Origin of the sequence: Streptomyces sp. CB02959 (genome assembly GCF_002803155.1) — a bacterium.
GTDB lineage: Bacteria > Actinomycetota > Actinomycetes > Streptomycetales > Streptomycetaceae > Streptomyces.
The window spans coordinates 1-24,886 of sequence record NZ_NNBP01000017.1 but is presented as its reverse complement, the minus strand read 5'-3'; the positions used below and the strand labels follow the sequence as shown (position 1 = coordinate 24,886).

28 protein-coding genes are annotated in these 24,886 nt (G+C 73.1%); 8 read left to right on the top strand and 20 right to left on the bottom strand.

Translation table 11 applies throughout. The annotated features are described in order from the left end of the window. Position 1 precedes the first annotated feature (1 nt). Positions 2–826, top strand: coding sequence for an alpha/beta fold hydrolase (locus CG747_RS25700; RefSeq protein WP_100604208.1), 825 nt, complete (start codon positions 2–4; stop codon positions 824–826). Positions 827–941: 115 nt separating this feature from the next. Here the strand turns inward: CG747_RS25700 and CG747_RS25695 are convergent, their stop codons facing one another. After that, the gene (locus CG747_RS25695; RefSeq protein WP_100604207.1) at positions 942–1,796 is read right to left on the bottom strand and encodes a class I SAM-dependent methyltransferase; all 855 of its coding nucleotides are present in this window, start codon (positions 1,794–1,796) and stop codon (positions 942–944) included. Between the two features lie 238 nt (positions 1,797–2,034). On the opposite strand from CG747_RS25695, the gene CG747_RS25690 reads away from it, so the two are divergent. Then, the gene (locus CG747_RS25690; RefSeq protein ID WP_100604206.1) at positions 2,035–3,642 is read left to right on the top strand and encodes a CocE/NonD family hydrolase; all 1,608 of its coding nucleotides are present in this window, start codon (positions 2,035–2,037) and stop codon (positions 3,640–3,642) included. Between the two features lie 89 nt (positions 3,643–3,731). Further along, positions 3,732–4,187, top strand: a complete 456-nt coding sequence (locus tag CG747_RS25685) for a pyridoxamine 5'-phosphate oxidase family protein (RefSeq protein WP_100604205.1) — start codon at positions 3,732–3,734, stop codon at positions 4,185–4,187. A gap of 88 nt (positions 4,188–4,275) precedes the next feature. Here the strand turns inward: CG747_RS25685 and CG747_RS25680 are convergent, their stop codons facing one another. From CG747_RS25680 to CG747_RS25605, 16 genes are all read right to left on the bottom strand, one after another. Then, positions 4,276–5,139, bottom strand: a complete 864-nt coding sequence (locus tag CG747_RS25680; protein WP_100604204.1) for an amino acid ABC transporter permease — start codon at positions 5,137–5,139, stop codon at positions 4,276–4,278. Then, on the bottom strand, positions 5,136–5,780 hold the full coding sequence (locus CG747_RS25675) for an amino acid ABC transporter permease (RefSeq protein WP_100604203.1): 645 nt from the start codon (positions 5,778–5,780) through the stop codon (positions 5,136–5,138). Before CG747_RS25675 ends, CG747_RS25680 begins: the two co-directional genes overlap by 4 nt. A gap of 79 nt (positions 5,781–5,859) precedes the next feature. Beyond that, positions 5,860–6,798 (bottom strand): glutamate ABC transporter substrate-binding protein, encoded by a 939-nt coding sequence (locus CG747_RS25670; RefSeq protein WP_180985707.1) that lies wholly within the window; start codon positions 6,796–6,798, stop codon positions 5,860–5,862. Between the two features lie 13 nt (positions 6,799–6,811). Next, positions 6,812–7,555 carry an amino acid ABC transporter ATP-binding protein gene (locus tag CG747_RS25665; RefSeq protein WP_100604201.1) on the bottom strand — a complete coding sequence of 248 codons (744 nt, stop codon included), beginning with the start codon at positions 7,553–7,555 and terminating at the stop codon, positions 6,812–6,814. Between the two features lie 109 nt (positions 7,556–7,664). After that, on the bottom strand, positions 7,665–8,105 hold the full coding sequence (locus CG747_RS25660) for a DUF6278 family protein (RefSeq protein ID WP_100604200.1): 441 nt from the start codon (positions 8,103–8,105) through the stop codon (positions 7,665–7,667). 122 nt (positions 8,106–8,227) lie between these two features. Further along, complete coding sequence (locus tag CG747_RS25655) at positions 8,228–9,007, bottom strand: exodeoxyribonuclease III (RefSeq protein ID WP_100604199.1); 780 nt, start codon at positions 9,005–9,007, stop codon at positions 8,228–8,230. Between the two features lie 30 nt (positions 9,008–9,037). Further along, entirely contained in the window at positions 9,038–9,676 is a 639-nt protein-coding gene (locus tag CG747_RS25650; protein ID WP_100604198.1) for an MBL fold metallo-hydrolase, read from the bottom strand. A gap of 80 nt (positions 9,677–9,756) precedes the next feature. Next, the gene (gene pcaC, locus CG747_RS25645; RefSeq protein ID WP_100604197.1) at positions 9,757–11,028 is read right to left on the bottom strand and encodes a 4-carboxymuconolactone decarboxylase; all 1,272 of its coding nucleotides are present in this window, start codon (positions 11,026–11,028) and stop codon (positions 9,757–9,759) included. Between the two features lie 65 nt (positions 11,029–11,093). Next, complete coding sequence (locus CG747_RS25640) at positions 11,094–11,654, bottom strand: hypothetical protein (RefSeq protein ID WP_100604196.1); 561 nt, start codon at positions 11,652–11,654, stop codon at positions 11,094–11,096. Further along, complete coding sequence (locus tag CG747_RS25635; RefSeq protein WP_100604195.1) at positions 11,651–12,772, bottom strand: ROK family glucokinase; 1,122 nt, start codon at positions 12,770–12,772, stop codon at positions 11,651–11,653. Before CG747_RS25635 ends, CG747_RS25640 begins: the two co-directional genes overlap by 4 nt. Before the next feature lie 239 nt (positions 12,773–13,011). Further along, on the bottom strand, positions 13,012–13,821 hold the full coding sequence (locus CG747_RS25630; RefSeq protein ID WP_100604194.1) for an ATP-binding cassette domain-containing protein: 810 nt from the start codon (positions 13,819–13,821) through the stop codon (positions 13,012–13,014). Then, complete coding sequence (locus CG747_RS25625; RefSeq protein WP_100604193.1) at positions 13,818–14,885, bottom strand: ABC transporter permease; 1,068 nt, start codon at positions 14,883–14,885, stop codon at positions 13,818–13,820. The genes CG747_RS25630 and CG747_RS25625 overlap by 4 nt, the downstream gene beginning before the upstream one ends. After that, positions 14,882–15,895 carry a sugar ABC transporter substrate-binding protein gene (locus CG747_RS25620; RefSeq protein WP_100604192.1) on the bottom strand — a complete coding sequence of 338 codons (1,014 nt, stop codon included), beginning with the start codon at positions 15,893–15,895 and terminating at the stop codon, positions 14,882–14,884. Before CG747_RS25620 ends, CG747_RS25625 begins: the two co-directional genes overlap by 4 nt. Positions 15,896–16,260: 365 nt before the next feature. Further along, positions 16,261–16,980: a GntR family transcriptional regulator gene (locus CG747_RS25615; protein ID WP_100604191.1), complete on the bottom strand. Its 720-nt coding sequence runs from the start codon at positions 16,978–16,980 to the stop codon at positions 16,261–16,263. Between the two features lie 203 nt (positions 16,981–17,183). Further along, positions 17,184–17,945, bottom strand: a complete 762-nt coding sequence (locus tag CG747_RS25610; protein ID WP_257980713.1) for an SDR family oxidoreductase — start codon at positions 17,943–17,945, stop codon at positions 17,184–17,186. An 81-nt stretch (positions 17,946–18,026) separates the two neighbouring features. After that, positions 18,027–19,382, bottom strand: a complete 1,356-nt coding sequence (locus CG747_RS25605) for an MFS transporter (RefSeq protein WP_180985705.1) — start codon at positions 19,380–19,382, stop codon at positions 18,027–18,029. A 61-nt stretch (positions 19,383–19,443) separates the two neighbouring features. Here CG747_RS25605 and CG747_RS25600 point away from each other — a divergent pair, with 61 nt between their 5' ends. Next, positions 19,444–20,337, top strand: coding sequence for a LysR family transcriptional regulator (locus CG747_RS25600; RefSeq protein WP_100604188.1), 894 nt, complete (start codon positions 19,444–19,446; stop codon positions 20,335–20,337). Between the two features lie 68 nt (positions 20,338–20,405). After that, positions 20,406–20,786: a VOC family protein gene (locus CG747_RS25595; protein WP_100604187.1), complete on the top strand. Its 381-nt coding sequence runs from the start codon at positions 20,406–20,408 to the stop codon at positions 20,784–20,786. A gap of 22 nt (positions 20,787–20,808) precedes the next feature. Here CG747_RS25595 and CG747_RS25590 read toward each other — a convergent pair whose 3' ends face one another. The 3 genes from CG747_RS25590 to CG747_RS25580 form a co-directional block, all read right to left on the bottom strand. Beyond that, positions 20,809–21,651 carry a transporter substrate-binding domain-containing protein gene (locus CG747_RS25590; RefSeq protein WP_100604186.1) on the bottom strand — a complete coding sequence of 281 codons (843 nt, stop codon included), beginning with the start codon at positions 21,649–21,651 and terminating at the stop codon, positions 20,809–20,811. Positions 21,652–21,789: 138 nt separating this feature from the next. Beyond that, positions 21,790–22,458, bottom strand: coding sequence for a bifunctional 4-hydroxy-2-oxoglutarate aldolase/2-dehydro-3-deoxy-phosphogluconate aldolase (locus tag CG747_RS25585; protein WP_100604185.1), 669 nt, complete (start codon positions 22,456–22,458; stop codon positions 21,790–21,792). 341 nt (positions 22,459–22,799) lie between these two features. Next, a complete protein-coding gene (locus CG747_RS25580) occupies positions 22,800–23,231 on the bottom strand; it encodes a ribonuclease (protein ID WP_100604358.1) in 432 nt (143 codons plus the stop codon). Between the two features lie 181 nt (positions 23,232–23,412). Between CG747_RS25580 and CG747_RS25575 the strand changes: the two genes are divergently transcribed. From CG747_RS25575 to CG747_RS25565, 3 genes are all read left to right on the top strand, one after another. Next, positions 23,413–23,799, top strand: coding sequence for a VOC family protein (locus CG747_RS25575; protein WP_100604184.1), 387 nt, complete (start codon positions 23,413–23,415; stop codon positions 23,797–23,799). A 69-nt stretch (positions 23,800–23,868) separates the two neighbouring features. Beyond that, complete coding sequence (locus CG747_RS25570; RefSeq protein WP_100604183.1) at positions 23,869–24,498, top strand: helix-turn-helix domain-containing protein; 630 nt, start codon at positions 23,869–23,871, stop codon at positions 24,496–24,498. Positions 24,499–24,559: 61 nt separating this feature from the next. Next, the gene (locus tag CG747_RS25565) at positions 24,560–24,757 is read left to right on the top strand and encodes a DUF6126 family protein (RefSeq protein ID WP_100604182.1); all 198 of its coding nucleotides are present in this window, start codon (positions 24,560–24,562) and stop codon (positions 24,755–24,757) included. Positions 24,758–24,886 lie beyond the last annotated feature (129 nt).

The following is a 24,886-nucleotide window of genomic DNA, read 5'->3' as shown; positions in this document are numbered from 1 at the left end:
CATGGCATCGGTGCAATATGACGGGATCACGGTGGAGTACGAGGACGAGGGCAGCGGCGAGCCGCTGGTGCTCGTCCACGGGCACCCCTTCGACCGCTCCATGTGGCGCCCGCAGATCACGCACTTCAGCCGCGCCGGAATGCGGGTGATCGCAGCGGACCTCCGCGGCTACGGCGGCAGTTCGGTGGTGCCCGGCAAGACCCCGCTGGAGACCTTCGCCCGGGACGTGGCCGGCCTGCTCGACCGGCTCGGCATCGAGCGCTGCGTACTGGGCGGGCTGTCGATGGGCGGGCAGATCGTCATGGAGTGCTACCGGCAGTTCCCGGAGCGGATCCGGGCGTTGCTGCTCGCCGACACCTTCGCGGCGGCGGACACCGAGGAGGGCCGGGCGGTGCGCCTGCGCACCGCGCAGCGGCTGCTGACCGAGGGGATGGCCGGGTACGCGCAGGAGGTGCTGCCCAAGATGATCTCGGCGGCCAACGTCACGGCGCTGCCGGCGGTCGCCGAGCACGTCCTGGGGATGATGCGGAACGCCTCCCCCGAGGGCGCCGCGGCCGCCCTGCGCGGCCGGGCGGAGCGGCGGGACTACACCGGGCTGCTGCCGCGGATCACGGTGCCCACCCTGGTCGTGGTGGGCGCCGAGGACGAGTTCACCCCGGTCGCCGACGCCCGGCTGATCCACGAGGCGGTGCCCGGCGCGGATCTGAAGGTCATTCAGAACGCCGGTCACATGCCGAACCTGGAGCGCCCGGAGGAGTTCAACGCGGCGCTGGCGGACTTCCTGAGCACACTGCCGGACCCGGCTGAGCACGACTCGGCGGGCTGAGCGCGACCCGGCGGGCGGGCCGCGGCCCCCACCCCTCCGCCCGCGCCGCACCGCGCCGGCGCCCGCGGACGCCCGGCCGACCGGCGATCGGCGCGGGCCACGGCCCGCGCCCCGACTACGCGCCGACCCGCCCGGACGCCAGCAACGCCGCGTGCGGCAGCACCAGTTGCCCGTCCGGTGCGGTGAACTCCGTGGCCAGGTCGACGAAATGGCGTCTGATCCGCTCCGCGGTCGCGGGCCCCTGGGAGGTGACGACCCGGCCGATGGTCGCCACACCGGCCGCCGGGCCGCGCCACCATTCCTCCGGTGTGGTGCGGTGCTCCCAGGACACCGTGGCGCACCGCACCCCGGTCAGCCGGCCGGCGGTGCGCAGCAGCTCGGCGAGGCCGTCCTCGGTGCGCGGGAAGTCGTCCTCGGGCGCGAGGGCGGGGATGTCCGGCGGCCGGGGCACACCGGCCGCCCGTACCGCGCGGCCGAGGAGCGCCTGGCCCGGTGCGGGCGGTGCGGACCAGATGGTCAGCGCGATCCGGCCGCCCGGCCGGGTCACCCGGCGCAGCTCGGCGAGGGCCGCGCCGGGCCGCCCGACGTGGTTGAGCACGAAGTTGCCGACGGCGGCGTCGAACGCGCCGTCGAGGAAGGGGAGTCGGGGGAGCGCGGCGACCTGGACGGCGGCCCCGGGGGCGGCGGCCGCGGCGCTGCGCACCATGTCGGGTTCGGCGTCGACGGCGGTCACCCGGGCCCCGCGGGCGCAGGCCGCCGCCGCGGCGGTGCCGGTGCCGGTGCCGACGTCCAGCACCCGGGTGCCCCCGGTGACACCGGCGGCGTCCAGCAGCCGCGGCACCGTATACGCGCACAGCCGGCCGAACCCCGCCGCGTATGCCGCGGCCCGGCCGGCCCAGGCCCGTCGCTCACTGGCATCGAACGGCGTCTGCGCCGCCTCGGGGCCCCGCCCCTCCCCCGCGTCCGTCACGCTCGTCCCGCCTTTCCCCTGCGCCTCGTTCCGTAACGTGCACTCCGCCAACGTCCCGGACCGCGCCGAACTCTCCGCGCTCACCCTGGTGTTACCCAGCCGTAACCTACTGACGGGTTACCAGAGGTAAGCGGTGGACCTTACCCTCCAGTCACAACGAGCCGCCGGGCGCCCCTCCTGTCCTTGAAGTCCCCAGGACAGCGTCCCGTGCGGCTCGCGTCGAGATCTGGAGCAGAAGATGACGCCCTCCCGCACCACTCTGCGCGCCGCGATCGGCACCGTCTCCGCGGCGGTGCTCGCCACCACGGTCCTCACCGGCGCCCCGGCGAGCGCCGCGCCCGCCCCCGCCCGCGGCGCGGCCGCCGCCCGGCCGGCGGCCGCGGACTCCCCCACCCTGCGGTTCGTCGACATCACCGGCGCGGGCGGAATCACCCTCAAGGCGAACGTCTTCACCCCGGCCGGCGCCGACGGCAACCGGCGTCACCCGCTGATCGTGCTGCCCACCAGCTGGGCGATGCCCCAGGTCGAATACCTGGCGCAGGCCCGCAAGCTGGCCGGGGCCGGTTACGTCGTGGTCGGCTACAACTCACGCGGCTTCTGGCAGTCGGGCGGGCAGATAGAGACCGCCGGGCCGCAGGACGTCGCCGACGCCTCCAAGGTCGTCGACTGGGCGCTGGCGCACACCCCCGCCGACCCCCACAAGGTCGGTATGGCCGGCGTCTCCTACGGCGCCGGGATCAGCCTGCTGGCCGCCGCGTCCGACAAGCGGATCAAGGTGGTCGCGGCACTCAGCGGCTGGGCCGACCTGATCGGCTCGATCTACAGCGGCCGCACCCCGCACCTCCAGGCCGCGGCCACGCTCGGCGGCCTGGGCGCGCTGACCGGGCGGCCCAGCCCCGAACTCCAGCGGATCCTCAAGGACTTCCTCAGCGCCGACATGTCCAAGGAGAAGGACATGATCGCGTGGGGCCGGAAGCGCTCCCCGGCCACCTACGTCGACCGGATCAACGCCAACGGGGCGGCGATCCTGCTCGGCAACGCCTGGGGCGACTCCCTCTTCCCGCCCGACCAGTACGCGGCGTTCTTCGAGAAGCTCAAGGGCCCCAAGCGGCTGGAGTTCCGCCCCGGCGACCACGCCACCGCCGAGGGACTGGGCCTGCTCGGACTGCCCGACGACACCTGGAACGACACCAAGCGCTGGTTCGACCACTACCTCCAGGGCGCGGACAACGGCATCGACCGCGAGTCCCCGGTCCTCCTCAAGTCCCGTTCCACCGGCGCCTACGAGGGCTACAAGAGCTGGCAGGACGTCCCCTCCGCACACCGCCGGATCGCCCTGGGCGGCACCCAGCGCATCCGCACCGGGATCGACTCCGGCGCCGACGGCGGCCTGATCTTCCTCTCCAGCATGCTGGACCAGTTCCTCCGGCTGCCGCCGATGGCCTCCATCCCGCTGCTGCCGCGCTCGGTCGCCGCCGTCTGGCAGTCCGCGCCGTACGAGAGCGGGCAGCGGGTGCGCGGCACCACCCGCCTGCACACCACCGTGACCCCCACCGCCACCAGCGGCACCGCCATCGCCTACCTCTACGACGTCGGCCCGCTCGGCCTGGGCAAACTGGTCACCCACGCGCCGTTCACCTTCCACGGCAAGGCCCCGGGCCGGCCGTTCGGCGTCGACCTGGACCTCTTCGCCACCGCCTACGACGTGCCCGCCGGGCACCGGCTCGCGGTGGTCGTGGACACCGTCGACCCGCTCTACATCGCCCAGAACCCCGCCGGCGCCCACCTGTCGTTCTCCTCCCCGGCACACGACCCGTCGTACGTGTCGGTGCCGGTCCGCGACTGAGCCGTAGGGCGGCGGTGCGGACCTACGACCGCCGCCCTACGGCTCCCGCCCGAAGCGGCGGGCGGGGCAGGCTCGTTACGCTCCCGGCCATGAGACCCCTTCCCCCACCACGCGACGCCGCACAACGCAAACGGGACACTCTCCGGCTGCTGCAGACGGAAGAGGACGCCTGGATCTCGTCCGCCTCCGCCGACGGCACGCCCACCCTGGTGCCGCTGTCGTTCGTCTGGCACCGCGAGCGCCTGGTGATGTCCACCAAGGGCAGCAACCCCACCGCCCGCAACCTCGCCGCCCGCGGGGAGAGCCGGGTGGCGCTGGGGACCACCCGGGACGTGGTGCTCGCCGACTGCACCGTGGAGGTGCTGGCCAACGACGCCCTGCCGCTGGACGCGTCGGACGCGCTGGCCGTCAAGCTCGGCTGGAACCCGCGCGGCCGCGCTCCGTGGGTCTTCCTCCGTTTCACCCCGCACCGGCTGCTGGTCTGGCGCGAGGAGAACGAACTGGCCGGGCGGGAGCTGATGCGGGACGGCGTCTGGCGGGTCTGACGCCCCTCCCGTCCCCGGGAGCGCGCCCGGAACCCGCCGGATCCGCTGAACGGGCCGCCCGGCGGCGCCCGTTCAGCCCCGCGCCCGTTCAGCCCCGCGCCCGGTGGTCCTCCGCTCGGAGCGTCGCCGGCTCCGGGGCGGCCACCTCGCCCGCCTCGACCCTGGGATTGCGCCGCTGCCGCCGGGCGGCCCAGGTGGCCAGCCAGGACAGCAGCATGCACATCCCGATGTAGATCGGTGAGACGATCATGACGACGGGGATGAACGGCAGGTCGTAGTCGAGGTTGGACGCGATGAGCTTGCCCGCGTGCAGGAACTCCTCGTAGGTGATGAGGAAGCCGAGCGAGGTGTCCTTCAGGGCGACCACCAGCTGGGAGATGATCGCCGGCAGCATCGTCCGGACCGCCTGCGGCGCCAGCACGTGCACCATCACCTGGGTCTTGCGCATCCCCAGCGCGTACGCGGCCTCGCCCTGGCCGCGCTCGACGGCGCCGACTCCCGAGCGGAAGACCTCGGCCAGCACCGAGCCGTTGTACAGCGTCAGGCCGCTGACCAGGGCCACCAGTGGTTCCGCGTGCAGCGCGACGTAGATGAAGAAGATCATCACCAGCACCGGCATGGCCCGGAAGAACTCCACCAGCAGGGTGCACACCCACCGCAGGGGCCGGTGCGCGGAGAGCCGCCCGGCCGCCAGCACCCCGCCCAGCAGCAGCGACCCCGCCGCCGCCAGCCCGAACGCCCGCAGGGTGTTGCCCAGTCCGGTGAGCAGCAGCTCCTGGATACCCTGGTAGGTGAAGGCGGTCCACTTCGCCGCGGTGAACTGGTGGGTGCGGAAGAGGAGGGTCAGCGTCCAGCCGGCCAGGGCGAGCAGCACCACCGTCCCGGCGAGCCCGAAGTACCGGTGCCGGCGCCGGGTCCGCGGGCCCGGCAGGTCGTAGAGGACGGTGGTCATCGGGCGACTCCGTAGCGCTTCTCCAGCGCGTTGAAGAGCGCGCTGATGGTCAGGGTCACGAGGAGGTAGCCGACCGCGATCCAGACGAAGGACCAGATGATGCCGTAGCCCATTTCGTTGAGCGGTTTGTAGACGCCGAGGAGTTCGACGACGCTGAACGACCCGGCGATCGCGGAGTTCTTGGCGAGCGCGATCAGCGTCGAGCCGATCGGCGGGATGACCGAGCGGAACGCCTGCGGCAGCACCACCAGGGCGAGCGTCTGTCGGAAGGTCATGCCCAGGCTGCGGGCCGCCTCGCCCTGCCCGGCCGGCACGGTGTTGATACCGGCGCGCACCGCCTCGCAGATGAACGCGGAGGTGTAGCAGCCCAGCGCCAGCACTGCGAAGACGGTGAAGGGCAGCACCAGGCCGAAGCGCGGCAGCCCCAGCAGCACCGCGAAGAACAGCAGCGTCAGCGGGGTGTTGCGCAGCACCGTCACCCAGGCCGTGCCGAAGACCCGCAGCGAGCGGACCGGCGCGACCCGGAAGGCCGCCGTGAGGAAGCCGAGGGCGAGGGCGAGCAGGGCGGCGTAGACGGTCAGTTCCACGGTGCCCAGCAGACCGCGCCCGTAGAGGGAGAGGTTGTCGAGGAGAACGTTCATGGCGCGGCGCTGCTCCAGTTCCTGGTCGTTCCGGGTCGTCCGGGCGTTCCGGCCGCGCGGTCCCGCGCCGCGCGGGTGCTCAACCCGCCGGATAGCGGTCGATCGGGGGCGGTTTCGGCGCCGGCACCCCGGACACGCCGAGCGTGGCCCGGTACGCCTTCTGCCAGGTGCCGTTCCGCTCCGCCGCGGCGAGCGCGTCGTCCACCGCGAACCGCAGCGCGTCGTCGTCGCGCCGCACGCCGATGCCGTACGGCTCCTTGGAGAACGGCGGGCCGACGACCTTCAGCTGGTCGGGCACCTTGGCCGCGTAGCCGAGCAGGATCGCGTCGTCGGTGGTGACCGCGTCGACCTGATAGGTCAGCAGGTTGTCCACACACACCGAATAGGTGTCGTAGGCGACCAGGACGGCCCCGGGGTACTCGGCCGCGATGCGCTGGTACGGGGTGGAGCCGGCGGCCGAGCAGACGCGCTTGCCGGCCAGGTCCTGCGGGCCGTGGATGTCGTGTTCGTCGCTGCGCACCAGGAGGGACTGGCCGGCCAGGTAGTACGGACCGGCGAAACCGACCTGCCGCCTGCGCTTGGCGTTGATGGTGTAGGTGCCGACGTAGAGGTCGATCTGGCCGTTCTGGAGCGCGGTCTCGCGGTTGGCGGAGGCGACGGTGCGGAACGTCACGGCGTGCTCGGGGAAGCCGAGCGCGGCCGCCGTCATCTTGGCGATCTCGATGTCGAAACCGCTGTACGCCCCGCTGGCCGGGTCCCGTTCGCCGAGGAAGGGCTGGTCCTCCTTGACGCCGATGACGAGGCGGCCGCGGCGCTTGGCGGCCGTCCAGGTCGGCGACTCGGGCAGCGAGAAGTTCTTGGCCACCGGATAACTGGGCAGGTCCGCGGCCTTGGGGCCCTTGACGGGTGGGCTGCCGGGCCGGCCGCAGGCCACCGCGGCCAGCGCGAGGAGGGCCGGCAGGAGCACGCCGAACAGGGCCCGGCGGCGACGGGACGGCGGGGTGGGAGGGTGCGGCATCGCGGCGCCCCGTTCAGTGCTTGAGGATCTTGGCGAGGAAGTCCTTGGCGCGCGCACTGCGCGGCGCGGTGAAGAACTCCTCCGGGGTGCGGTCCTCGATGATCCGGCCGTCGGCCATGAACACCACGCGGTGGGCGGCGTAGCGGGCGAAGCCCATCTCGTGGGTGACCACGACCATCGTCATACCGTCCCGGGCGAGCTGCCGCATCACCTCCAGCACCTCGTTGATCATCTCGGGGTCGAGGGCGGAGGTGGGCTCGTCGAAGAGCAGCGCCTTGGGATCCATGGCGAGAGCGCGGGCGATGGCGACGCGCTGCTGCTGACCGCCGGAGAGCTGTGCCGGGTACTTCTCCGCGTGGGCGGCGAGGCCGACCCGGTCGAGGAGTTCGCGGGCCCGCCGTTCCGCGTCCTGTCTCCGCTGCCTGCGGACCTTCACCGGCGCCAGCGCCACGTTGTCCAGCACGGTCCGGTGCGCGAAGAGGTTGAACGACTGGAAGACCATGCCGACGTCGGCGCGCAGCCCGGCCAGCGCCCGGCCCTCCTGGGGCAGCGGCACGCCGTCGATCAGGATCACGCCCGATTCGATGGTCTCCAGGCGGTTGATGGTCCGGCACAGGGTCGACTTGCCGGATCCGGAGGGGCCGATGACCACCACGACCTCGCCGCGGCCGACGGTGAGGTCGATGTCCTGGAGGACGTGCAACGGCCCGTAGTGCTTGTTGACCCCGCGCAGCTCGATCAGCGCGTCATCCGCCATGGACCGGCCCGCCCCTCTCATCCGTACCGCGGAGAGACCGCAACCTACCCGTACGAATGGGGCACTTCGCCGATGACACGCGCGGCGTCGGGCCGATCGGACCGGTGCGTCAGTCCTCGGCGACCTCGGCGTAGACCTGGGAGAGCTCGGGGGCGCCGTCGTCGGCCCAGGCGTGCCCGGCGGCCACCACGTCGATCTCCCGGCCGGACACCAGCCGCACCACCGGCTGGCCGTCCGGCCAGACGTGCCAGACCGCGCCCGGGACCGTGCGCACCACGACGGTGCCGAGGTAGAGCCCGGCGTCGTTGCCGAGCCACGGCAGCACCTCCGGGTCGTCGCGCCACACCGGCTGGAGCTGGTCGAGTTCCTCCAACGACCGTACGGAGTCGTCGAGTTCGACCCCGGCGGTGGCGGCCTGGTCGCGCAGCAGCTCGCATTCGGAGAGCAGCTCGACGACGCTCTGGGGATCCGCGCGCACCGACTCGGCGAGCGGCACCGACCCGGCCGCGTCCGTGCGTCTACGCCACTTGTCCAGGAAAGACAGCTTCATGGTGCGAGGGTCCCACCCGCCCCGGGGCCGCGGCCACAGGCGCGCGGCACGGCGCCGGGGCCCCCGCGGCGCCCCCGCGCGCCTCCCCGGCGCACCGGGCAGCCGGCCGGCGCACGCCCGGCTCACACGTCCAGGTCGACCACCACGGGCGCGTGGTCCGAGGCGCCCTTGCCCTTGCGCTCCTCACGGTCGACATAGGCGTCCGAGACGGCCTTGCCGAACGGTGCGTTGCCGTAGACGAGGTCGATGCGCATGCCGCGGTTCTTGGGGAAGGCGAGCTGGCGGTAGTCCCAGTACGTGTACGGGCGGTCGTACTTCAGCGGGCGGGGCACCACGTCCGACAGGCCGGCCTCGCGCAGGGCGGCCAGGGCGGCGCGCTCGGCGGGGGTGACGTGGGTGAGGCCCTCGAAGGCGGCCGGGTCCCAGACGTCCTCGTCGGTGGGGGCGACGTTGTAGTCGCCGAGGATCGCGAACGGGCGGCCGGCCGCGGCGTCCTCGGCGACCGCCGCCTTCAGTGCCTCGAACCAGGCGAGCTTGTAGGCGTAGTGCGCATGGTCGACCTCGCGGCCGTTGGGAACGTAGACCGACCAGACGCGGGCCGGGCCGCAGGTCGCGGAGACGGCACGGGGCTCCTGCACACCGTCGTACTCCGGGCCGCCGGGCAGTCCCTTGACCACGTCCGTGAGGCCGACCTTGGAGAGCAGCGCGACGCCGTTCCACCGGCCGGTGGCGTTGACCGCGGCTTCGTAGCCCAGCTCGCGGAGCTCGTCGTAGGGGAACTGCTCGTCGGAGCACTTGGTCTCCTGGACGCACAGCACATCCGTGCCGGACTGCTCCAGCCAGGCCAGCAGCCTCGGGAGGCGAGCGGTGATCGAATTGACGTTCCAGGTCGCGATGCGCATGTCCGTAAACCTACAGCGCGGCACCGACAGTCAGCCCACCTCGGTGCGCGCGCCCGGGGCGAGGCGGCCGTGGTCGGTCCGGCCCAGCTTGTCGATCAGGCCGTCGTAGACCGGGCGGGCGTGGTCCGCGAGCAGGCTGTCATGGATGTCGACGGCCCGGCGCGGGGCGACCGCGCGGACGTAGTCGATGATCTCGGCGACCTTGCTCCAGGGCGCGTGGACCGGCAGCAGCAGGGTGTCGACGGTGCGGCCCTCGGGGACGGTCAGCGCGTCGCCGGGGTGGAAGACGGTGCCGTCCAGGAGGAAGCCGACGTTGGTGATGCGCGGGATGTCCGGGTGGATCACCGCGTGCAGCTGCCCGTGCACCTCGACGTCGAAGCCGGCGGCGGTGAAGGCGTCGCCCTCGCCGACGGTGTGCACCCGGCCCGGGAAGGCCGCGGAGATCTGGTCGGCGACGCCGGCCAGGGTCCAGATCTCGGTGGCCGGGTCGGCCTCCATGGCCCGGCGCAGGCGGCCCTCGTCGAAGTGGTCCGGGTGCTCGTGCGTCACCAGGATCGCGTCCGCGCCGACGGCCGCGTCCTCCTCGCTGAACACCCCGGGGTCGATGACCAGCGTCCGCCCGTCCTTCTCGATCCGGACGCAGGCGTGGGTCTTCTTGGTGAGTTCCATGGCGCCATCTTGCCGCGCCGGGACGGCCGCCCGGGCGACCTGTGGACAGCGGTCGGGGCGCGGTGCGGACCCCGCCGTCCTCACGCCTCCGGGGTGGTCTCCTCGTGTATGACCTTCTGGGCCACCGCGAAGGCGGAGTTGGCGGCCGGCACGCCGCAGTAGACCGCGGTGTGGAGCAGGACCTCCTTGATCTCCGCGGGCGTGAGGCCGTTGCGGAGGGCGGCGCGGGTGTGCAGGGCGAGTTCCTCGCGGTGGCCGCGGGCGACCAGCGCGGTGAGGGTGATGATGCTGCGGGTGCGGCGGTCCAGGCCGGGCCGGGTCCAGGTCTCGCCCCAGGCGTAGCGGGTGATGAAGTCGTGGAAGTCGGCGTTGAAGTCGTCGGTGGCGGCCTCCACCCGGTCCACGTGGGCGTCGCCGAGCACCTCGCGGCGGACCTTGATGCCCTGCTCGTACGTGCCGCCGCGGACCTGGGCGGGCTGCGACAGGCCGGATTCGATGGCGGCCGGGGCGTGGGTCGGCATCGGCGGTGCGATCTGCGGCTTCGGGGCGGCCGCGCTGATGGCGGCGGGGCCGGGCTTGTCGTTCCAGGCGGTGCTGAAGTGGCGGATGAGCAGTTCGGAGACGGCCGCGGGCTGCTCGACGGGGGCCAGGTGCGAGGTGTCCGGGATCAGCGCCAGGCTCGCGTCCGGTATGCCGGCGACGAGGGTGCGGGCGTCGGTGGTGGGCGTGACCTGGTCCTCGGCACCGACGACGACGAGGGTGGGCACGCCGACCCGGCCCAGGGAGGACCGCACGTCGTAGGCGGCCAGTGCCTCGCAGGCCGCGATGTAGCAGCCGGGGTCGGTGGTCCGCACCATCTGGACGGCCCATTCGACGATGGCTTTCTGGGCGCCGGCGAAGCCCGGGGTGAACCAGTGCTCGGGCGCGGTGCGGGCGATCGGGTCGAGTCCGTTGGTGCGGATCACCACCCCGCGCTGACGCCAGGCGTCGGCGGTGCCGTAGCGCGGCGAGGAGGACACCAGCGCGAGGGAGGTGACGCGGTGCGGGCGGGTGAGGGCGATCTGGGTGCCGACTGCGCTGCCGATGTCGCAGCCGGCGTAGCCGAACCGCTCCACGCCCAGGGCGTCGAGGGTGGTGACGAGCCGGTCGGCGAGTTCGGCGATGGAGCTCACCGCGTGGGCGGGTGATCCGCCGTGGCCGGGCAGGTCGAACCGGATGACGCGCCACTGGCGGGTCAGGTCGGGGATCTGCCGGTCCCACATGTGCCAGGTCGTCCCGAGGGCGGCCCCCAGGACGAGGACGGGGGCGCCATCGGGACCGTCGATCCGGTGCTGCAGGGTCTTCTCGCTCACCCGACCACGCTAACCGACACCGTGACGCGGTCCTGACACCCGGGTCAGGAAGCGGTGGTCACAGATCAGAACTGCACGGTCGAAACGGTGTAAACGACCGGGTGCCCGGGTTCGTCCTCGCTGACCACGATCCGCTGGGAGGGCTGCGGCGCCGGCCGGTCGACCGCGACGCCCTGCCAGGGCCAGTCGGCCTGGAAGTCCCAGCCGACCTTGGCCGCCTGGTCCGGCGGGATGGTGATCGCGCCCTTCTTGAGGGCGGCGGTGCTGGTGCCGACGGCCGCGAGGTACTGCGCGAGGCCCCAGTCGTTGGTCCGGAACTGCACGAACAGCGAACTGGTCTGCCAGGAGTTGGTCTCGTAGTAGTAGACCGGGGTGGAGCCGATCGGCACCGGGACGTTGTAGATCCGCTGCTGCAGCTTGGAGGGGAAGGCGTTGGTCAGGCCGGTGGCGGCGGCCTCGGACTCCTTGTCCGACCCGCTGTCCCGGCTCTGCTCGGCGGAGATGACGAAGTAGCCGGCCGGGATCGTGATCAGCAGGAAGATGACCAGCGCCAGCAGGAAGGGCCGGCGGGTCCGGGCGCCGGGGTGGTGGTCGTCGTGCATGGCTGGGGAGTCCGGTTCGGTCATCGGCGGCCCGACCGTTCGTAGCGCTCGTAGCGCTCCGCGCGACGGCGGTTGGCGCGCCGGAAGCGGCGGGCCACCAGCCGGGCCAGGTCGGCGGCGCCGACCATCCCGGCCTCGGGGCCCAGCTGGGCCTTGGCGATGGTGGCCTCGGGGCGGTAGCCGCGGCCGGTGAGGTGGCGCCGGAAGGCGTCCCGGGCCGGGCCGATCAGCAGGTCGTCGGCGGCGCTGACGCCGCCGCCGATGACGAAGCAGGACGGGTCGAGGGCGGCGGCGAGGTTGGCGATGCCGACGCCGAGCCACTGCCCGATGTCCTGGAGGAGTTCGACGCACATCGCGTCGCCCTCCCGGGCCAGCTCGGTGATCAGCGGGCCGGTGATGTCGCCGACCCGCCCGCCGACCCGCTCGATGATGTTGTACGCGACCGGGGAGTCGGCGGCGGCCAGCTCCCGGGCCTCGCGGACCAGGGCGTTGCCGGAGCTGTACTGCTCCCAGCAGCCGCGGTTGCCGCACGGGCAGCGGTGGCCTCCGGGGACCACCTGCATGTGGCCGAATTCGCCGGCCACTCCGTACTTGCCGCGCTTGACGGCGCCGTCCTCCAGGATGGCGCCGCCGATGCCGGTACCGAGCGTGATCATGACGAGGTGGTCCTCGCCGCGGCCGGCACCGAAGCGCCACTCCGCCCAGGCGGCGGTGTTGGCGTCGTTGTCGACCATGACCGGGACCGCCAGCCGGTCGGCGAGGCGGTCCCGCAGCGGCTCGTTGCGCCAGTTCAGGTGCGGGGCGAAGAGCACCCGGGAGCGGTCGGCGTCCACCCAGCCGGCCGCGCCGATGCCGACCGCGTGCACGTCGTGCCGGTCGGAGAGGTCCAGCACCAGTTCGGTGATGGTGTCCTCGACGACCTTGGGGCTCTTGGACTTGTCCGGCGTCTCGGTGCGGACCTTCTCCAGGATGGTGCCGTCGGCGTCGACCACGCCCGCCATCACCTTGGTGCCGCCGATGTCGATGCCGACGGTGGGCACCCGGGGGGCGGTCAGGTGGGAGCGGCGCTCTCTGGCGCCGACGGTGCGGAGGACGGTGGCGCGGGCGCTCCCGCGGTGCGCCCGGTCCCGGTACATGCTCATCGGATCACCCCTCGGACCTCGTCGCCGGTGGGGTGGCCGGGACAGCCGGGGCGGCTGCCGTTACGGTCTCGGCGGCTGCGTGCGCGCAAGAGTCGTCTCGTCCCTGCGGGTGTCGGGGAGGCCGGGGCCTCGCTGGATGGTCCGCTGCGATTGTGCATCACCCGCGCCGTCCGGCGCACCGCGATGCCGGGCGCCGCACCCCGCCGCGGCCGGGGGCCGGTGCGGGGCGCGGCGCGGGTTCACTCGGGCCGGTGACCGCCGGGGAACTCCGTCGGGCCGGTGCGGGCCAGTTCGTGGCTGAGTTGTTCCAGCTCGCTGCCGCCTGCCATTTGGCGGGTCAGCTCCTCCAGGGCGATCTCCGACTTGAGGTGGCTGCCGGCCATCGTGCCGCGCTTGAGCAGTACGAAGCGGTCGCCGACGAGGTAGGCGTGGTGCGGGTTGTGGGTGATCAACACCACGCCGAGCCCGGCGTCCCGGGCGGCCGCGACGTATTTGAGCACCACCCCGGACTGCTTGACGCCGAGTGCCGCGGTCGGCTCGTCCAGGACGAGGACCTTGGCGCCGAAGTAGACGGCGCGGGCGATGGCGACGCACTGCCGTTCGCCGCCGGAGAGGGTGCCGATGGGCTGGTCGACGTCGCGCAGGTCGATGCCCATCCGCAGCAGCTCGGCGCGGGTGGTCTCGCGCATGGTGCGCACGTCGAGCCGCCGGAACGGGCCGACGCCGGTGGTCGGCTCCGAGCCGAGGAAGAAGTTCCGCCACACCGGCATCAGGGGCACCACGGCCAGGTCCTGGTAGACGGTGGCGATACCGCGGTCCAGGGCCTCGCGCGGGGAGCCGAGCCGGGTCTCCTCGCCCTCGATGGCGAAGGTGCCGGCGTCGTGCCGGTGCAGCCCCGCGATGATCTTGATGAGGGTGGACTTGCCGGCGCCGTTGTCGCCGAGGACGCAGGTGATCTCGCCCGCGTGCACCTCCAGCGACACGCCCGTCAGCGCTTTGACGCTGCCGTAGAACTTGCTGACGTCGTCGAGTTCGACCAGTGCCGTCATGACTTGTCCTCCGCCCGTTTGCGGACCCAGGCGTTCAGGAGTGTGGCGAGCAGCAGCATCGCGCCGAGGAAGAACTTGTACCAGTCCGGGTTCCACTGCGCGTAGACGATGCCCTTGCTGGCCATGCCGAAGATGAACGCGCCGACCGCGGCGCCGATCGCCGAGCCGAAGCCGCCGGTCATCAGGCAGCCGCCGACCGCCGCCGCGATGATGTACAGGAACTCGTTGCCGACGCCGTCGCCGGACTGGATCGCGTCGAACGAGAACAGCAGGTGCTGGCCCGAGATCCAGGCGGCGAACGCGACGCCCATGTAGAGGCCGATCTTGGTGCGGGTGACCGGGACGCCGACCGCCCGGGCGGCGTCCGCGTTGCCGCCCACCGCGAAGATCCAGTTGCCGGCCCGGGTCCGCAGCAGGATCCAGGTGGCGAGCGCGACCAGCACCAGCCACCACACGATGGTGATCTGGATGTCGACGCCCCCGAGGGTCAGATGCGAGGCGAAGACCGCGCGGGCGGAGTCGAAGCCCTCCATGTCGGCGATGGACTTGGTCGAGACGGTGCCGCTGATCAGCTTGGTGAAGCCCAGGTTGAGGCCGGTCAGCATGAAGAAGGTGCCCAGGGTGATCACGAAACTGGGCAGCTTCGTGCGGGTCAGCAGCACCCCGTTGAGGACCCCGATGGCGAGCGTGACCAGCAGCGACACCCCGACGCCGACCCAGGTGTTGGCGGTCATCTGGTAGCTGAACATCGACGAGATCAGTGCCGAGCTGACCACCATCACGCCGGCCGACAGGTCGAACTCCCCGCCGATCATCAGCAGCGCCACGGGTACGGCCATGATGCCGATCGTCGAGGACGCGTACAGGACCGTGGAGAGGCTGGCGGGCCGCAGGAACGGTTCGGCGATCACCGAGAAGAAGACGAAGACCGCGATGGCGCCGACCACCGAGCCCAGCTCGGGGCGGCTCATCAGCCGGCGGGCCAGGGAGCGGTGCAGCAGCCGCTCGTCGCCCGCGTCCCCGGCTGGCGCGGGGTGCCGGGTCGGTGCGTCGGCGGTGCTCATCGGGTCCCCCGCTGCGTGTACTGCTGGAGCGCCGCGGCGTCCTGCTTGGTGATCACCTGGGGTCCGGTGAGCACCGGCTTGCCGCCGCCGAGGACGTCGGCGTTGTACTTGTACAGCCACAGCAGGTCGACCGCCTGGTAGCCCTGGAGGTAGGGCTGCTGGTCGACCGCGAAGCCCAGCGAGCCGTCCTTCAGACCGCTCGCGACCTGCGCGTTGAGGTCGAAGGTGTCGATCTCGGCCTTGCTGCCGGCCTGCTCCTTGGCCTTGACGGCGGTGGCGGCGAACGGCGCGCCGAGGGTGACCACGGCGTCGATGGACGGGTCGGCCTGGAGCTTGGACTCGATGGACGCCTGCACGTCGGGCATGTTGGTGCCGTCCACGTACAGCTTCTCCAGGTCGCCCTTGAAGGTCTTGGCGGCCCCGTCGCAGCGCTGCTCGTGGCCGACGTTGCCCTGCTCGTGCAGGACGCAGAGGGCCTTCTGCTTCCCGCGCTTGGTCAGCTCCTCGCCGACCGCCTCGCCGGCCACCGTCTCGTCCTGGCCGATGTGGGTGAGCGCGCCGAACGCCTTGGACTCCTCCGCGCCGGAGTTCACCGTGATCACCGGGATGCCGGCCTTCTCGGCCTTGAGGACGACGTCCTTCATCGCGTCCGGCTTGGCCAGCGAGACGATCAGCCCGTCGACCTTCTGGTCGATGTAGGACTGCACCAGCTCGCTCTGCCGCTGGGCCTCCTTGTCGTGCGCGTAGACGAAGTTGATGTTGTCCTTGTCGGCGGCCTGCTGGGCGCCCTTCTGCACGATGTCCCAGAACGTGTCGCCGTCTCCCGAGTGGGTGACCATCGCGAAGGTCCACCGGGGGGTGTGCACGACGGACTTGCCGCCGGCCACCTGCGCGGCGCGCTCCTCCTCGGCACGCTTGCCTCCGGTGCTGCTGCACCCCGCCAGGGAGACGCCGAGCACCGCTGCCAGAACGGCGCCAACGACGCGTCCTCTTCTTCGAACCCTTGCCACGAGGACTTGCCTTTCCCGCTCTTGTCGCTGTCCCGGCTGTGTCTGCTGTCGCCGCGGTGCCGGCCGGCGGCCGGGCCGGGCAACCGACCAAGTATCCGTTACCGGCGTTCTGTACCGGTTCATGGGGTCCCGGCCCCGGTCGATCCGGACCGGGTGGTAGGGGTTCGCAGGGTTCCCGACCGGCCGTTCGCGGGCCGGGCCGTGCTGGCGCAGATCATGGTGGGCCGCCTTCGCTTCCCGCCGCCGGATTGCGGCTGGAGGAGTTCTAGCGGCGCGCGCCGAGCCGCGTCAATGGTTTGTCAGAACATTCTGACGAAAGCGAGAGACGCGGTCCGGACCCGCCGTTCACCGTACGGCGCCCTGCCTCACGGCCGGACCAGCAGCTGGAACTCGAAGGCGTACCGGGACGCCCGGTAGACATGCGAGCCGAACTCCACCGCGCGGCCGGTGTCGTCGAAGGTGGTGCGCTCCATCGTGAGCAGCGGCGCGCCTTCGGACTCGTCGAGCCGTCCGGCCTCCTCGGCGGTCGCCGCGCGGGCGCCGACCGCCTGGCGGGCGCTGTGCAGGGTGATCCCGGCCGCCCGCATCAGCCGGTAGAGGCCGGTCTGCTCCAGGTCGGCGGTCTCCAGCTTCAGCAACCCGGCGGGGAGGTGGTTGCGCAGGTGGGCGACCGGCTCGCCGTGGGTCAGCCGCAGCCGCTCGACCAGGACGACCTCCGCTCCCTCGGCGATCCCCAGCGCGGCGGCGACCTCGGCGTCCGCCGCGGTGGTGGTGTTCAGCAGGACGCGGGTGGCCGGCTTCTGTCCGGCCGCCTCCAGGTCGTCGTAGAGGCTGCTGAGCTCCAGCGGGCGCTTGACCTGGCTGTGGACGACCTGGGTGCCGATGCCGCGGCGGCGGACCAGCAGCCCCTTGTCGACCAGCGACTGGATGGCCTGGCGCACCGTGGGCCGGGACAGGCCGAGCCGGCCGGCCAGTTCGATCTCGTTGCCGAGCAGGCTGCCGGGGGCCAGCAGGCCGTTCTCGATCGCGGCCTCCAGCTGCTGCGACAGCTGGAAATACAGCGGGACCGGACTGTTCCGGTCCACGCTGAACTGGACGGCCTCGGCGCCCGCGGCTTCTGTATCGCGTTTCCCCACGCTCGCGAGCGTAACCGCCCGCGCAGAGGACGGGAAGCCGGGAGGTCACATTGTCCGGACAAGGACGGTCGGAGTGTCCGGAAGGGCCGGAAATCCCCGCCGAGGCCGGTGCCGCAAGGGCCGCTGAGGCCACTGCCGCAGGGGTCGCCGAGCTACCAGGGCAGCGGGCGCCCGTCGCGGAAGAAACCGCCGGTGGGGCCGTCGTCCGGCAGCGTCGCCGCGTACAGGACGCTCGCCGCGCCCGCCGCGACCGGACGGCCGCCCGGCCCGCCCATGTCGGTGGCCACCCAGCCCGGGCAGACCGCGTTGACCAGGACGCCGTCCGCGCGCAGCTCGGCCGCGAGCATCCTGGTCAGCGCGTTGAGCGCGGCCTTGGAGGCGGAGTACGCGGGGGTGCCGCCGCCCATGTTCGTCAGGGACGCGGCCTCGCTGGAGACGTTGACCAGCCGGGGGTGCGCGGAGGCGCGCAGCAGCGGCGCGAACGCGAGGGCCATCCGCCACGGCCCGTACAGGTTGGTTTCGGCCGCCTCCCGCACCACCGCCAGATCGGCGGTGACGGCCCGCTGCCAGGTGTCGTAGCCGATCGCCGCGTTGTTGACCAGGACGTCCAGCCGGCCGAACTCCTCGGTGACCCGGGCCGCGGCGCGGGCGACGCTGCGCTCGTCGGTGACGTCCAGGGGGAGCGGGCGGACATCGGCGGTGCCGGCCCCGGCGCGCAGCTCCTCGGCGACCCGCCGGGCGGCTTCCGGGTCGCGCCCGGTGAGCAGCACGGTGTGGCCGCGGCCGGCCAGCAGGCGGCCCACCTCGCGGCCGATGCCCCGGGTGGCGCCGGTGACGAGGGAGACGGGGGAGACGGGAGAAACGGAGGAGATGGCGGCGGAGGGTTCGGTGGGGGTGGCGGCGGAAGGCGGCACGGGGCCTCCTGACGGCGGTCGCGGGCGAGGGAGCGTGGGCGGTGGCGGTGCGGACATACCTGGCCGGTCAGCGGCAGCCGGTCACCGTCGCCGGTCACCGTCCGCCCGGACGGCCGCCGGTGCCTGCGGCGCGTCCGCGGCCGCCCGGCCCGCCGCGCCCTTCGCCAGCGCACGGATCCCGGTGACCAGCAGCAGCGTGCCCAGCAGCGGACCGACCGCGGCGATCCCCACCGTCACCGAGATGCCGAGGTGGCCGGAGAGCACCCCGAACGACAGCGGCCCGACCGCGGCGCCCGCGAACAGCCCGCCCTGCATCGCCGCCCCGGCCCGGGCGCTCTCCCCCGGCAGCAGCCGCATGGTGGCGGCGAGCAGCAGCCCGGTCCAGCCCCAGCCGCCGGCCACCGCGAGCACCGCCCCGGCCACGAACGCCGCCGGGGTGCCCACGACGATCACTCCGAGCCCGACGGCACCGGTGAGCATCATCCCGGCCACGGTCCACGGGATCCGGTGCGGCGCCCGGTCCGCCAGCCCGCCCGAGGCGAGGCGCACCACGATGCCGAGCACGCTGGCCAGCATCTGGAGCGTCCCGGCGGTGGCGGCGGAGAACCCGGAGGCAGCGCCGATCTGGATGAAGTACGCCGCGCCGACGTTGTTGCCGATGGTCGCCAGGGCCGCGGCGGCGCTCCAGGCGACGACGATCCGGCCGACGGTGCGCGGCGCGGGGGCCGCGACCGCCGGGGATCCCGCGGCGACCTCCGGACGCCCCGCCTCCGCCGCGGCCGGGCCGGACCTCGCCGGGCGGGCCAGCGCCGCCGCGATCAGCGTCAGCAGGGCCAGTCCGGCCGCGGTCCACAGCGCGGGCCGCCACCCGTACGGCGCGCCGACCAGCGTCACCAGCAGCCCCGGCAGGAACGGTCCGGCGCCGAGGGACGCGCCGAAGAGTCCGCCCGCGAAGGAGTGCCGCCCGGGCGCGATGTCGGCGGCGATCACCCGGGCCGCGACCGGCTGGGTGAAGGCGTTGCCGAGCCCGGCGAGGGCGAGCAGCAGGCAGAGCTGCCACTCCTGCCCGGCCACCGCCAGCCCGGCGAGGACCGCGGCCGTCAGCAGGGCGACGGTCGCGAGCACGGCCCGGACGGGCAGCCGCGGCACGATCCGGCGGGCCGCCGGGGCGCCCGCCGCGGTGCAGGCGAAGAAGCAGGTGACGGCGGCGCCGAAGGCGGTACCGGACAGGTGCGGCGCGCCCGGCACCGGCGCCGCGAGGGCGGGCACCATCAGCCCCGGGGTGACGGCCCCGACGGTCACCACGACGGTGGCGACCAGGCGTCCCCAGTGGCTGCGGCGGGCGGGCGCCGCGGCCGACGGCGGCGGTCCGGGCACCGCGGATTTCTTCAACGGGAGCGGGGCGGAGGGGAGTTCGCGCTGAGGGGAGTGGTCCATGTGGCGATCCTGTATCCGGGCTCCGTTCCCCGTCCAAGTCCTTTTCTGATAGCCAAGGGTTATGGACGCCCACATCCGCGATCTGCGCTACTTCCTCGCCACCGCCGAGGAGTTGCACTTCACCCGGGCCGCCGAGCGGCTCTTCGTCTCGCAGCCGGCCCTGAGCAAGCAGATCCGCCAGCTGGAGGAGGGCCTGCGGGTCCGGCTCTTCCACCGCGACCGGCGCACGGTGACGCTGACCGCGGCCGGTGCCGCGCTGCTGCCCACGGCGCGGGAGCTCGTCGGCCTCTGGGACGAGGCCCAGCGGGCGGTGAGCGACGCGGCCGCCGCCGAGGCCGCCGAACTGACCCTGGGCGTCTCCACCAGCGTGGGCCGCGGCCTCCTCCCCGCCATCCGGGCGCGGTTCGCCGAACGCCGCCCCAACTGGCGTATCCGGGTACGGCAGATCGCCTGGGAGGACGCCACCGCCGGGCTCGCGGACGGCACCGCCGACCTGGCGCTGCTGTGGCTGCCGTTCCCGGACCAGGAGGCGTTCGCCGTCGAGGTGGTGGCCACCGAGCCGCGCTGGGTGGCGCTGCCGGCCGGGCACCGGCTCGCGGACACCGCCGAGATACCGTTCGCCGCGCTGCTGGACGAGCCGTTCCTCGCGCTTCCGGAGAGTGCGGGCGCCCTGCGGGACCACTGGCTCGCGGTGTCCGAGCGGAACGGCCGGCCGGTGCGGATCGGGGCCGTGGTGGCCGGTGCGGACGAGACGTTCGAGGCGGTGGAGGAGGGGCTGGGCGTGGTGCTGCTGGCCGCCGGGAACGCGGCGATCTACCAGCGCCCCGGTGTGGTCGCCCGGCCGGTCGGCGGCCTGAGCCCCAGTCGGCTGGCGCTGGCCTGGCGCGCGGACGACCACCGGACGGTGCTGCGCGATGTCGTCGAAGCGGTCCGCGGGGCCCGGTCGGCCGCGTAGCATCCCCTCAACCGGCGCGCCCCACCCCGCCACCGGTCCGTCGTACCCGGCCCGCCGAGGAGGCCCCCGTGTCCGTGCGCCGCGTCGTCCCCGACCTCCATCTCGCCCCGGAAGGCGCCCCGGAGGCGCTGGCCGGCCACCGCGCCTTCTACGGCCTGCTCGGCTTCGAGGAGGTCATGAACCACGGCTGGGTGATGACGCTGGCCTCCCCCGCCAACCCCACCGCTCAGCTCACCTTCCTGACGCACGACGCGACCGCGCCGGTCGCCCCGGACCTGAGCATCGAGGTCGAGGACGTGGACGCCGCCTACGAGGCGGTCCGGGCCTCCGGCGCGCGGATCGTGCACCCGCTCCAGGACGAGGAGTGGGGCGTCCGCCGCTTCTTCGCCGAGGACCCGGACGGGCGGGTGGTCAACGTCCTGGGGCACGGCCGCCCGGCGGCCGACTGACCCCGCCCGCCGGCCCGGCGGGCTACTTCATCCAGGCGTCCTCGTACTTCCGGTACGTCCCGTCGTGGGTGGCGAGGTGGACCCACTGGTCGACGTACGCCCTGAACTGCTCGTCGCCGCGGGGCAGTGCGTACGCCTTCTCGGAGAAGGTGAACGGCCGGTCCGGGTGGACCGCGCACAGTTCGGGGTGGATCTTGGCCTGGTAGCGGGTCTCGCTGGCGTCGGTCATCATCACGTCCGCGCGGCCGGCGATGATCTCGTCGAAGATCGTGGTGTTGTCCGGGTGGACGGTGAGGGTGGCCCGCTTGATGTGGGCGCGGGCGAACTGCTCGTTGGTGCCGCCGGGGTTGACCACGACGCGGACGCCGGGCCGGTCGATCTGCTCCAGCGTCCCGTATGCGCCCTGGTCCGCGCAGCGGGCGATGGGGGTCTTGCCGTCGGTGCGGGTCGGCTCGCTGAAGGCGACCGAGCGGGCGCGGGCCAGGGTGACCGAGACGCCGCCCATGGCGATGTCGCACCGGCCGGCCGTCAGGTCGCCGACCAGCCCGGCCCAGGTCGTCGGGACGTAACGGGGCGTGGCGTCCAGGCTCTTGGCGAGGTCCCGGGCCATGTCGATGTCCACGCCGCGGTAGCCGCCGGTCGCGGGGTCGCGGTAGCTGAACGGGCGGTAGTCACCGGTGGTGCAGACCCGCAGCACCCCGCGGCGCGGGACCTCGTCCAGGAGCGTGGCCGGCCGCCGGTCCCGCTGGGCGGCGGCCGAGGCGGTGGCGCCGGCGGCCGGGGCGGAGGCGTACGAGGCCGCCGGGGCCGCGGCGGTGACGGCGAGCAGGCAGGCGAGGGCGGGGAGGATCGCGGCGCGCTTCATCGTGGGCTGACTCCTGATCAGGTGGCCGAAGCGCTCAGGGTGGCAGAGCCCGGCCGCCGGGTGAACCCCCCGACCGGCCTGTGGGACGGCCCCGGAACGCGCCCGCCGCGCTGTCCCGTCGGGCCCCGTGACGCCCCGTCAGGCCCCGTACGGGTCCGTCGCCCCGCCCTCGCCCGCATGCTCGGGCACCGCGTCGGCGAGCCGGGCCAGGAGGTCCGCGGCGCGCTTGGCCACCGTCTCGCGGTCCCCCTCCGACAGGGCCGAGCCCATGCCCACCGCGACGGCGCCGGCGGCGATCCACTCCGGTGCGGTCTCGGTCGTCACCCCGCCCACCGGCACCAACGGCGCCTGCGGCAGGGCGGCGCGGACATCGCTGATCCAGGACGGGTGGTGGCCGGCGGCCGGGAACAGCTTGAGGGCGTCCGCGCCCAGCTCCAGGCCGCGCACGATCTCGGTGGGTGTCGAGACCCCGGCGAAGACCGGAACGCCGTAGCGGTGGCCGGTGCGGATCACGGCGGCGTCCAGGCTCGGGGCGACCAGGAAGCGGGCGCCGGCGTCCACCGCCATCCGGGCCGACGCGGCGTCGAGGACCGTGCCGGCGCCGATGACCGCGTCGTCGCCCAGCTCGCGGGTGAGGGTGGTGACCGCCTCCAGCGCGAAGGGCGTGGTGAGGGATATCTCCAGGCTCGTGATGCCGGCCGACAGCAGGGTGTCGGCGGTGGCGCTCGCCTCGTCGTAGGTCTTACTGCGGACGATGGCGAAAACGCGCTGCGCCAGTGCGGCCCGGGTGATCTCCCAGCGATACACGGCAGTTCGCCGTCCTTCCTTCTTCTCCGACGCCCCCGCCGCGGTGACGCGGCGCACGACTGACCCAGCACTTCCGGGGCGTGCCGCGCCGGCTGACCGCTGATGGCCCCTTTGCCGCCGATGCCCGCCCGTTCCTCGTTTCTGCCGAAACGCTACCGGCAACCACTGACAATCCTCTCTCGGGGTGCGCCCCTGTGCGCCCCTTCTGCCGAGAATGGGCGGAGGAGAGAGGGAAGTGGCAGGTGGGATCGGGGTGTCCGGGGGAGCACGACGGCGGCCGGGGTGCGTGGGCACCCCGGCCGCCGTGTGAGCCGCTCGTGCGGTTCCGTCGTCGGTCGGCCTCAGCAGCCGAAGTCGACGAGGTTGAAGGTCGCGTAGTGGTCGGCGGTGTAGTAGTCCTCCTGCTGCTTCTCACCGGCGACGATGCGGCGGGCGCCGCGGTCCGGCGAGCCGGGCGTGACCACGGTGTACTCGTGGTAGTAGCCCTTGCTCTGGGAGGGGAGGACGCCCTCGCGGTTGTCGAAGACCGTGCCGTCCTTCGGGTACGGGAAGGGGCCGCCCTTGTCGATCAGGTCGAGGGTGTCGTGCGCCTGGGACGGCAGCTTGGAATAGCAGACGCTGCCGACCGACTTGATGTGAACGGTCGCGGTGTGGACCGCGGCCGGGTGTGCCGTGGCGGCGGGCGTCGCGGCGACCGCCGTACCACCGAGGAGAAGGGCCGATACGAGGGCGCCGGCAGCGCCGATCCTGGTCATCCGTGGGGGGATTCTCATGTGCACCAGCATGACGCGCGTAGACATGGCCCTGTCAATCCCAAGAAGGCGATGTTTCCCGGGAGTTCACACGGACACCGCAGTGTCACCCCAAGTCGTCCCGAATGTTCCGCCGCCACCACGCCCGCGCCATCGACCGCCCCCGACCCGCGTCACCGACCACCACACAGGAGAAACCCCCATGCGCGTCAAAGACTTCGACCACCTCGTCCTCAAAGTGCGCGACATCGAGCGCTCCCTGGACTTCTACTGCGGGCCGCTCGGCCTGGAGCCGGTCCGGGTGGACGCCTGGCGGGCCGGCGAGGCCCCGTTCCCCTCGGTGCGGGTGACCCCGACCACGATCATCGACCTGATCACCGGAGACCGCCCCGGCACCAACGTGGACCACATCTGCCTGGTCGTCGATCCGCTGGACTGGCCGGAGGTCGTCGACTCCGGCGTCTTCACCGTGCTGGAGGGCCCGGTCGGCCGGTACGGCGCCCGCGGCGACGCGCAGTCGATCTACGTCGCCGACCCGGACGGCAACACCGTCGAGCTGCGCTGGTACCCCCAGGACGTCGCCCGGTAGCGCACGCGGGGCTTTTGCCTCAGAGGCAAACTTTTTGCCTCTGAGGTGAAGGCTGGCTATACCGGAAGCATGACCGAGCTCCCCGATCCGCCCTCCGACGCCGCCCCGGAGGAGCTGTCCACCGTCGCACCGCGCCTCCGTGAGCTGCGGCGACGCAGCGCACTGACGCTGGAGACCGCGGCCCGGCGGGTGGGCCTGTCGCCCGCGCACCTCTCGCGGCTGGAGACCGGTCAGCGGCAACCGTCGCTGCCGATGCTGCTGGCCCTGGCCCGGACGTACGGAACCACGGTATCCGACCTGCTCGGCGAGACCGCCGCGGAGCGGGACCCGATCGTGCGGGCCGGCCGCGCCGAGCCCTCGGAGGCCGGCGGCTGGACGTACTGGACCGTCGGTGGCGCCGGTCGCGCCATGCAGGCCCTGCGGGTGCACGTGCCGCAGCGGGCGCAGGGGGACCTGGTGCGGGTGCACCCCGGCGAGGAGTGGCTCTACGTCCTCACCGGACGGCTGCGGCTCACCCTCGGCGAGGCGGTGCACGTACTGGAGCCCGGGGACGCCGCGCACTTCGACTCGCTCACCCCGCACCGGCTGGCCGCCGCCTCGCGCGGCGGGACGGAGCTGCTGTTCGTGCACACGCTGCTCCAGAGCGGCGCCGCCGAGCTGTGCCTGGGTGACCGCGCCCCGCACCGCCGCGGCGGCTGAGCCGCGCCGTCCGCCAGCCGTCGTCCACCGCCACCGTTCCGGAAGGGAAGGACCGTCCGCCATGCCCGACCACACCACTCCCGCCCCCGCCACGCCCCCGGCCGCAGAGGGCGCACCCGACGCCCCGACCTCCCGCCGCTACGTCGAGAACAAGCCACCGCGCGGCCTGTACGTGCGGGTCTTCATCTACGTCGTCGCCACCCATGCCCTGCTGGCCTTCATGAGCGTGCTGGTGCTCGTCGCCAAGTCGCGGCCCTAGAAGGCTCATGAAGATCTTGGGGTTCTGGCCCCGCCGCGTGAGCGGCGGGGCCAGACTTGTTTCGTGGTGATGGGGGAATGGGTCGGGGAGACGGTCGGGCCGGATGTGTGGGAGACGTGTCGGGAGTTG